General features: G+C 71.8%; 9 protein-coding genes and 1 riboswitch. Of the genes, 8 read left to right on the top strand and 1 reads right to left on the bottom strand.

The features are described 5' to 3' along the window. Positions 1-155 precede the first annotated feature (155 nt). From AC1DWC_RS14520 to AC1DWC_RS14535, 4 genes are all read left to right on the top strand, one after another. Positions 156-512, top strand: a complete 357-nt coding sequence (locus AC1DWC_RS14520) for a YraN family protein (RefSeq protein WP_477909050.1) — start codon at positions 156-158, stop codon at positions 510-512. After that, positions 512-2,035 carry a YifB family Mg chelatase-like AAA ATPase gene (locus AC1DWC_RS14525; RefSeq protein WP_477909052.1) on the top strand — a complete coding sequence of 508 codons (1,524 nt, stop codon included), beginning with the start codon at positions 512-514 and terminating at the stop codon, positions 2,033-2,035. The genes AC1DWC_RS14520 and AC1DWC_RS14525 overlap by 1 nt, the downstream gene beginning before the upstream one ends. Further along, complete coding sequence (gene dprA / locus AC1DWC_RS14530; protein WP_477909054.1) at positions 2,032-3,147, top strand: DNA-processing protein DprA; 1,116 nt, start codon at positions 2,032-2,034, stop codon at positions 3,145-3,147. Before AC1DWC_RS14525 ends, dprA begins: the two co-directional genes overlap by 4 nt. A gap of 24 nt (positions 3,148-3,171) precedes the next feature. After that, positions 3,172-3,322, top strand: a riboswitch (cobalamin riboswitch). 26 nt (positions 3,323-3,348) lie between these two features. After that, complete coding sequence (locus AC1DWC_RS14535) at positions 3,349-4,119, top strand: (2Fe-2S) ferredoxin domain-containing protein (RefSeq protein WP_477909056.1); 771 nt, start codon at positions 3,349-3,351, stop codon at positions 4,117-4,119. Between the two features lie 9 nt (positions 4,120-4,128). On the opposite strand, the gene AC1DWC_RS14540 is transcribed toward AC1DWC_RS14535, so the two are convergent. Next, positions 4,129-5,154 (bottom strand): AraC family transcriptional regulator, encoded by a 1,026-nt coding sequence (locus AC1DWC_RS14540; RefSeq protein WP_477909058.1) that lies wholly within the window; start codon positions 5,152-5,154, stop codon positions 4,129-4,131. A gap of 135 nt (positions 5,155-5,289) precedes the next feature. On the opposite strand from AC1DWC_RS14540, the gene AC1DWC_RS14545 reads away from it, so the two are divergent. The 4 genes from AC1DWC_RS14545 to AC1DWC_RS14560 form a co-directional block, all read left to right on the top strand. Further along, a complete protein-coding gene (locus tag AC1DWC_RS14545) occupies positions 5,290-6,312 on the top strand; it encodes a TauD/TfdA family dioxygenase (protein WP_477909060.1) in 1,023 nt (340 codons plus the stop codon). 134 nt (positions 6,313-6,446) lie between these two features. After that, positions 6,447-7,421: a quinone oxidoreductase family protein gene (locus AC1DWC_RS14550; protein WP_477838067.1), complete on the top strand. Its 975-nt coding sequence runs from the start codon at positions 6,447-6,449 to the stop codon at positions 7,419-7,421. A gap of 86 nt (positions 7,422-7,507) precedes the next feature. Beyond that, positions 7,508-8,407: a TauD/TfdA dioxygenase family protein gene (locus tag AC1DWC_RS14555; protein WP_477838066.1), complete on the top strand. Its 900-nt coding sequence runs from the start codon at positions 7,508-7,510 to the stop codon at positions 8,405-8,407. Positions 8,408-8,456: 49 nt separating this feature from the next. Continuing rightward, positions 8,457-8,757: 3-keto-5-aminohexanoate cleavage protein (locus AC1DWC_RS14560; RefSeq protein ID WP_477909062.1), on the top strand; the 301-nt coding region annotated here is incomplete at its 3' end.

Here is an 8,757-nt window from a genome sequence, read left to right on the forward strand (position 1 = left end):
CGCCAACGGGTCGCCGCTGATCCCGCGGGGCCGCGATCGGCCGAGGTCAGCGCCCCGCACCGCGGTTGTCCACAGCCGCCGGATCTGTCCACAGGGCCGACGTTTCCGGTGGTCACCCGGGACCGCCGACCGGGTCGGCGGGGCACCGTCGGGGCATGGCACGAAACCTGGAGTTGGGCGCACAGGGCGAGGACCTGGCCGTCGGTCACCTCGCCGCCGGCGGCATGACGATCCTCGAACGGAACTGGCGGTGCCGCTACGGCGAGCTGGACGTGATCGCCACGGACGGCGACACGGTGGTCTTCGTCGAGGTGAAGACGAGGTCCGGCCGCGGCTACGGCACCCCGGCGGAGGCGGTGACCTTCGCGAAGCAGTCGCGGATCCGGCGGCTGGCCGGACTGTGGCTGCGGGAGCAGCCGCGGGGCTGGACGCGGGTGCGCTTCGACGTGGTCTCGGTGCTGGTCGAGCCCGGCCACGAGCCGACGCTCGAACACCTCCGGGCGGTGTTCTGATGACGCTGGGGCGCGCGCACTCGGTGGCGGTGCGCGGGGTGGAGGGGCAACTGGTGGAGATCGAGGCGGATATCGGTCGGGGCCTTCCCGGTGTACACCTGGTGGGTCTGCCGGACACCGCGCTGCAGGAGTCGCGGGACCGGGTGCGGGCCGCGGTCGCCAATTCCGGTGAGAAGTGGCCGGATTCGCGGGTGATCCTGGCGCTCTCGCCGGCCACGCTGCCCAAGGGAGGCAGCATGTACGACCTCGCGTTGGCCTGCTCGGTGCTGGTCGCGGACGGCCGGGTGCCGGCGGCGGACCTCGACCGCAGCGTGCTGCTCGGCGAGCTCGCCCTGGACGGGAGGCTGCGGGCGGTGCGAGGGGTGCTGCCCGCGGTCCTCGCCGCCAAGCAGGCCGGCTGGCCGTCGGTGGTGGTGCCCTACCCGGCGCTGGCGGAGGCGGGCCTGGTCGACGGCATCGAGGTGCTGGGGGCGCGCGACCTCGGCGAGGTGATCTGCTGGCTGCGCGGTGAGCTGAAGCTGACCGCGCCGACGCCGGTGCAGGCGGACCCGGAGCCGGTGACGGCGGACCTCAGCGACGTCGCGGGCCAGGGGGAGGCTCGCCTCGCGTTGGAGATCGCCGCCGCCGGCGCCCACCACCTGATGCTGACCGGCCCGCCCGGGATCGGCAAGACCATGCTGGCGCAACGGCTTCCGGGCGTGCTGCCGCCGCTGAGCGACGGGGAGGCGCTGGAGGTGACGGCGATCCACTCGGTGGCCGGCCTGCTCACCACCGAACGGCCGTTGATCACCGAGCCGCCGTTCGTGGCCCCGCACCACACCTGCTCGGTCAGCGCGCTGGTCGGTGGCGGCTCCGGGATGGCCCGGCCCGGCGCGGTGAGCCGTGCGCACCGCGGCGTGCTGTTCCTCGACGAGTGCGCCGAACTGGGCGTCAAGGCGCTCGAGGCGCTGCGCACCCCGCTCGAGGACGGCGAGGTGCGGATCGCCCGCCGCGACGGTGTGGCCCGCTACCCGGCGCGATTCCAGCTGGTCCTCGCCGCGAACCCGTGCCCCTGCGCACCGCCGCGGGAGGTGGACTGCATCTGCACCCCGACCGTCCGCCGGCGCTACCTCGGCAAGCTGTCGGGGCCGTTGCTGGACCGGGTGGACCTGCGGGTGCGGATGCGCGAGCTGTCCGTCGGGGCGCTCAACGGCGACGCCTCGGAGTCCACCGCGTCGGTGCGCGAGCGGGTGTCGACTGCACGCGCCGCCGCCGTCGCGCGCTGGCAGGAGTTCGGGTGGCGCACCAACGCCGAGGTGCCCGGCCCCGCCCTGCGGCAACGCTTTCGGCTGTCCCGGCGGGCCCTAGTGCCGCTCGAGAGGGGGCTGCGGGAGGGCCAGATCACCGCCCGCGGCGCGGACCGCGCGCTGCGAGTGGCGTGGACGCTGTCGGACCTGGAGGGACTACCGGTGCCGGGCGAGGACGAGGTGGGTCTGGCGCTGGGCTTCCGGGAGCTGGGCTTCAAGGATCGGAGCGGCGCGTGAACACCAGGGCGGCGGCCTGGGCGTACCTGTCCCAGGTGGCGCAGGGGCCGTGCGCGCCGCTGGTGGAACTGGTGCGGGCGGTCGGTCCCGAGGAGGCCGCGCGGGCCGTGCGTGGGGCGCAGCTGCCGGAGGTGTTGCGCGCCCGGACGCAGGCGCGCCGGCACCTGGACACGGCCGAGCGGGACCTCGCGCTGGTCGAGCGGCTCGGCGGCCGGCTCTTGACCCCCGACGACGAGGACTGGCCGGAGTGGAAGCTGCTCGCCTTCGGCGGGGTCGAGCCCCGGGCGGACCGGGAGTCGGCGCCGCCGCTGGCGCTGTGGGTGCTCGGTGGCGGTTCGGTGGCGGAGCTGACCGAACGCGCGGTGGCGGTGGTGGGGACCAGGGCGGCCAGCGGCTACGGCGAGCATGCAACGAGTCAGTTCGTCGACGACCTGGCGGGGGAGGGCTGGACCGTGGTTTCCGGGGCGGCCTACGGCATCGACGGCGCCGCGCACCGGGCGGCGCTGGCGGCGGGCACGCCGACCGTGGCGGTGCTGGCCTGCGGGGTGGACCGGGCGTACCCCGCGGGCCACGGGCGACTGCTGCGGGAGATCGCGAAGGAGGGGTTGGTGGTCAGCGAGTACGCGCCCGGTACGCCGCCGGCCCGGCACCGCTTCCTGGCGCGGAACCGGCTGGTCGCGGCGCTGGCGGACGCGGTGCTGGTGGTCGAGGCCGGCGCGCGCAGCGGGGCCCGCAACACCGCCGCCTGGGCCGCGCGGCTGGGCCGGCCGGTGCTGGCGGTGCCGGGACCGGTGACCTCCGCCGCGTCGGTGGGTTGTCACCGGATGATCAGGGACGGCGAGGCGCAGTTGGCGGCGCGGGCGGCGGACGTCGCGGAGGCGGCGGGGCCCGTAGGGGTGGGGGAGCCGGAATCCGGTCCGGCGCGCCGGCTGGACGGGCTGTCGGCAAGGGCGGCGCAGGTGTACGAGGCGTTCCCGGCGTCGGGTTCGGTTGGGGTGCGTGAACTCTCGGAGGGGTCGGGACTGCCGCTGAACTCGGTGCGGGGCGCGTTGCCGGTGTTGGAGATGAGCGGGCTGATCGACTCGGACGAGACGGGTTGGTTCCGGCGGTGAGGTGAATCGGCCGCGGGGACGGGCGGATTCGGGCGGACGCGGGTGCGATAGCCTGCAGCGGTCATGATCGTCGAGGTCATGGGAAGCCGGTGCGAATCCGGCGCGGTCCCGCCACTGTGAATGCCTCCCATCGGGAGGCACGTAGCCAGATACCACCCTCGTCGACGCTCGATCACGCCACGAGGATGGACCGATCACACGATGGATGTTGTAGGCGGAGCCCTGTCCGCGCCACGAGAAGAACACTCCGGCCGCCGAGGCAGGCGGACCGTCCTGGTGCTGCGGCCGACGGTCAGCGGGGTCGACGAGAAGTCCGCGGAGCGGCTGCTGCGCGAGGTGCGTGGCCATCGGGGCGACGACGTCACCCTGGCCTACCTGGACGCCGCCACCCCGACGCTGCACGACGCCCTCGACGCGGCCGTCGCCGACGGCCTGGGTGCGGTCCTGCTGCTGCCCGTGGCGGTCCCGCGTGACCGCTACCTCATCACCTGGACGCAGAGGGCCGTCGCGAACTGGCGCGAGACGCGCGCCGACGCCGACCTCCTGGTCACGCTCGGCGAGGACACCGGCGCCGAGACCGCCGTCGCCGCGGCGGTGGCATCGGCCTGCGACGGTGCGGGATCCGCCGTCACGGCGAGCCCCGCCTCGTACCGCAGCCCCGCCTGGTCGGAGATCGAACCGCACCGTGACCACGTGCTGGTGTGCAAGGGACCCCGGTGCATGGCCTACGGCGCCGGGCCGGTGCACCGCGCGCTGACCGCGGCGACGAAGGCGGCGCCGCCGCCGGGACCGATGGTGACGGGCTCGGGCTGCCTGAGCCCGTGCAACCTGGGGCCGCTGGTGGTGGTCTACCCCCGCGGGGAGTGGTTCGCCGGGCTCGACCCGGACGACGCGAAGGCCCTGGTGGCGGACCTGGTGGACGGGACGGACGAACTCACGGGCAAGCGGGTTCGCGGGGGTTTCGACGACTGACGGCGGCGCTCACCGGGGGCCGGAGCTCTCGCGGAAGCCGATCTGGGCGGCGCGCCACTCGCTGGGGGTCTGGTCGAACTGGCTTCGAAACCACCTCGTGAAGCTGCCGGGGGTGGAGAACCCCAGCAGCAGGGCGACCTCGGTCAGCGAGTACCGCGGGTTCGTCACGAACCGTTCGGCGAACGAGATGCGCACCGAGTTGAGCACCGAGGTGAACGTCTCGCCGGAGGCCGCGAGCTGCCGGTGCACGGTCCGCCGGTCCACCCCGAGGCTCCGGGCGACCTGCTCGACGGAGCAGCGGCCGGTGGGCAACAGGACCTCGATCAGCTCGCGGGTCCGGTCCAGCGCCGTCGTCTCGGTGGAGGCGGGGAGCGCGTCGAGGAGTTGCCGGGCGTAGGGCCGCAGCAGCTCGTCGGACAGCTGGTTCGGGGCATTGAGGTCGTTGGCGTAGAACACGATGCCCGTGGTCTCGTACTCGAATTCCACTGTGTTGCCGAATATTCGGCGATACGTGCTGGTGTCTGCCGGCGCGGGATGCGTGAAACCGACCGTGACGGGCTGCCAGCGGGAGCCGAGGAAGCCGCGAAGGATCTGATGGGTCGCGCCGACGGCGAGCTCGATCGACTGACGGGAGTCGACGGTCTCGCCGAGGTCCAGGCCGATCCGTAGCGTGGCCAGTCCGCTGGCCTCGGTCAACCGGATTCGCAGGGCCTCGTTGTAGGTGTGCTCGTAGCGGATCAGCACCTCCAACGCGCTCCGGACGTCGGGCTCCTCCCGGATCACCAGGCTGAGCGGGCCGAGGTTGGACAGCCGTCGAAGCTCCGCCAGCCGCAGCCCGAAGTCGTCGCGCCCGGAGGCTGCCGCCGAGTTCGCGAGCAGTCGGACGATGGCGGCGGCGGAGGCCCACTGGTCCTGGACCGACAGGCCCGCGGGGCTCAGGCCGACCTCGCGCATGAGGGCGGCGGCGTCGACACCGACCGACTGGCAGAGCTCGATGTAGCGGTTGAGTGACGCGTATCTGGCGAGGGGTTTCAAGACCTTGGCTCCGTTCAACCGGGTGATGTCCCGAAATGACGTGTTGCATGTCCCGCTAAGTGAAGCATGTGATGGGCGCCGCACCTAATGTCTGTTGCATCACATCGAAACCATGAGGAAGGGCGGTGCCGGACAATGACGATCACGACGAGCGTGCTGCAGGCCTCCGGCACGGCACCGACGGCATGGCAGCCCCGCGACCTCGCGGCCGACGACTCGTGGCGATACGCGATCTCCCCGGCCCACCTCGCTGAGATGGACACGGCGCTCGCCTCCGTGCGCAACCAGAGCACCCCGCTCCTGCAGGTCACCCGCGAGCTCTTCCCGCTGCCGACTCTCGGCGAGATGCTCGAGCGCGTCGCCGCGGACCTGGAGAGCGGATACGGGCTCGCGGTGGTGCAGGGACTGCCGGTGGCGCACCACGGCCGCGCCGACCTCCGGACCGTCTTCTGGGGGATCGGGCAGCACCTCGGAATCCCGGTCTCGCAGAACTCCTCGGGCCACAAGCTGACCAGCGGTTCGGCGACGGAGGCCTTCGCCTCGGGTGGCTCGGACGTCCAGGCGGTGCTCTGCCTGGGAACCCGCCACCGCGTCTCCGTGGTCAGCTCGGGTGCGGTCTACCGCGAGGTCTCGAGTCACCGCCCCGACCTGGCCGACCGCATGTTCGGCCCCTGGTACTTCGATCGCCGGGGCGAGGAACTGCCCGGCGAGGCGCCGTACTACTCGACGCCGATGGCGTGCTGGTCCGACGACAAGCTCAGCGTCCGGTACGCCCGCGCGGACATCGCGGCCGCGCAACGCCACCCGGATGTGCCGCGGCTGGGCCGCGCCGAGGAGGAGCTGCTCGACCTGGTCGACGACCTCGCGAGCTCCGACGCCTTCCGGTTCGACATCGACCTCGAGCCGGGCGACCTGCTCCTCGTGAACAACTACACGACCCTGCACTCGACCGCGGACGCCGGCGAGACGGATCCCGATCGGGACCCGCTGGCCCTCTGGTTGAGCCTGCGCCGGGGGCGACCGCTGCCGCCGGACTTCCTGGTCGACGGCGACGATCACGCCGGCGGACCGGGGCGGGGCGGCATCCCGCCACGCGACGTGATCGTGCCCGGCCCAGCGACCGCGCGGCCCCGAGACCGGCGGCTCGGCGCCCACTGACCGAAGGCAACTCGACCTCGGATCGCCCGGTTCCACCCGGAACGGTCCACCCGACCACCGACCAGGCTGCCCACCGCGGCCGACCTCAACTGCCGAACTCCGAACGAGTCGAGCATCCAAAGATTGGAGAACCCGTGGCACACGCCATTCGCTTCTACGAGACCGGTGCCCCCGAAGTCATGAAGTGGGAGACCGTCGAGGTCGGCGAGCCCGGAGCGGGCGAGGTCCGCGTCCGACACGAGGCGGTCGGACTCAACTTCGCCGACACCTACTTCCGCAGCGGCCTGTACCCCGCCGCGCTGCCCGCCGGGATGGGCGTCGAGGCCGCCGGCGTGATCCAGGCGGTCGGCGCCGGCGTGGAGGGCTTCAAGGAGGGTGACCGGGTCACCTACACGGGCAGTCCCCTCGGCGCGTACAGCACCGAGCGGGTGATGCCGGCGGACTCGCTGATCGCGCTCCCCGACGGGATCGAGTTCGAGACCGCGGCCGCCATGACCATGCGCGGGCTGACCGCGTCCTACCTGCTGCGTCGCATCCACCCGCTGAAGGCCGGCGACACCGTGCTGCTGCACGCCGCCGCCGGTGGTGTCGGCCTGATCTTCACGCAGTGGGCAAAGCTGCTCGGGATCACCGTGATCGGCACCGTGTCGAGCGACGCCAAGGCCGAGGTCGCCCGTGCACACGGCTGCGACCACGTCATCGTGTACACCCGTGAAGACGTGGTGGCCCGGGTCCGGGAACTCACCGACGGCAAGGGTGTGCCGGTCGTGTTCGACAGCATCGGCCAGTCGACCTTCGAGATCTCGCTCGACTCGTTGGCGCGGCGCGGCCTGCTGGTCTGCTTCGGCACCGCGTCGGGTCCGACCCCGCCGATCAACGCACAGATGCTGGCCGTCAAGGGTTCGCTCTACGTGACCCGGCCGGCGCTGGCCGACTACATCGCCGACCCGGCCGAGCGCGCCGAGCTGGCGGGCGAGCTCTTCTCCCACGTCGAGGCGGGCCGCATCAAGATCGGCATCAACCAGCGCTATGCGCTCGAGGACGCGGTCCAGGCGCACCACGACCTGGAGTCCGGCCGCAGCATCGGCTCGTCCGTCTTCACCGTCTGAGAACCACAGCTCCTCTCCCACATCCCCTCTCTGCAGACGCCGCCGTCGACGCGGCCACAGCAGTAGCGACCCCCAGAGGAATCGTCATGACCACCACCATCGCATCGCCGGAAACGGCGTCCGCCCCCGCTTCGTCGATCAAGGTCGAGCGACTCACCTGCTCGATCGGCGCGGAGCTCTCCGGAGTGAACCTCGGCGAGGTCTCACGGGACGAGGCCCTGTTCGCCGAGCTGCGGGCGCTGCTGCTCGAGCACAAGGTGCTGTTCTTCCGCGACCAGGACATGAGCCGTGACGAACACGTTGCGCTCGCCGAGCGGTTCGGCGCCCTCGAGGACCACCCGGCGTTGGGCAGCGACCCGGACCACCCGGGCCTGGTCCGGATCTACAAGGACCTCGACAGCGCGCCCGAGCACTACGAGAACGCCTACCACTGCGACGCGACGTGGCGAGAGAACCCGCCGATGGGTTGCGTGCTGCGCTGCATCGAAGGACCCGAGGTCGGCGGCGACACCATCTGGGTGAACATGGCGCTCGCCTACGAGAACCTGCCCGAGCGTGTCAAGGAGCAGATCCAGGGGCTGCGGGCCAAGCACAGCATCGAGTCGAGTTTCGGTGCGGCGCTGTCCGAGGAGAAGCGGCACGCGCTCAAGGATCGGTTCCCCGACGCCGAGCACCCCGTCGTGCGGACCCACCCCGAGACGGGCGAGAAGATCCTGTTCGTCAACTCCTTCACCACCCACCTGGTGAACTACCACACCCCGGAGCACGTCCGATACGGGATCGACTACGCCCCCGGCGCGAGCAACCTCCTGAACTACCTGACGAGCCAGGCCGCGATCCCCGAGTACCAGGTCCGGTGGCGGTGGACGAAGAACAGCGTCGCGATCTGGGACAACCGCTCCACCCAGCACTACGCCGTCCAGGACTACTGGCCCGCGGTCCGAAAGATGGAGCGCGCCGGGATCGTCGGCGACAAGCCGTTCTGACCTTTCGCACCTGACACACCCCTCACCCTCATACGAATGGAGTAGTTCCATGAACTTCCACGACGACGCGTTCTTCCCCGAAAACCAGGACAAGCTGGTCATCACCGTCGCCCCGTACGGCCCGGAGTGGGCGGTCGAGGACTTCCCCGAGGACCTGCCCCTGACGATGGACGAGCACGTCCAGCAGGCCGTCGACTGCTTCGAGGCCGGCGCCACCGTGCTGCACATCCACGTCCGCGAGGAGGACGGCAAGGGCTCCAAGCGCCTGTCGAAGTTCAACGAGCTCCTCGGCCGCCTCCGCGAGGCCGTGCCGGACATGATCCTGCAGGTCGGCGGCTCCATCTCCTTCG

Source organism: Rhodococcus sp. P4_C10, assembly GCF_056402135.1.

What these genes read in the sequence shown, in the direction of transcription:
- AC1DWC_RS14535 (WP_477909056.1), top strand. Translation starts at nt 3,349, where the DNA reads ATGGATGTTGTAGGCGGAGCCCTGTCCGCGCCACGAGAAGAACACTCC.
- AC1DWC_RS14525 (WP_477909052.1), top strand. Translation starts at nt 512, where the DNA reads ATGACGCTGGGGCGCGCGCACTCGGTGGCGGTGCGCGGGGTGGAGGGG.
- AC1DWC_RS14545 (WP_477909060.1), top strand. Translation starts at nt 5,290, where the DNA reads ATGACGATCACGACGAGCGTGCTGCAGGCCTCCGGCACGGCACCGACG.
- AC1DWC_RS14555 (WP_477838066.1), top strand. Translation starts at nt 7,508, where the DNA reads ATGACCACCACCATCGCATCGCCGGAAACGGCGTCCGCCCCCGCTTCG.
- AC1DWC_RS14520 (WP_477909050.1), top strand. Translation starts at nt 156, where the DNA reads ATGGCACGAAACCTGGAGTTGGGCGCACAGGGCGAGGACCTGGCCGTC.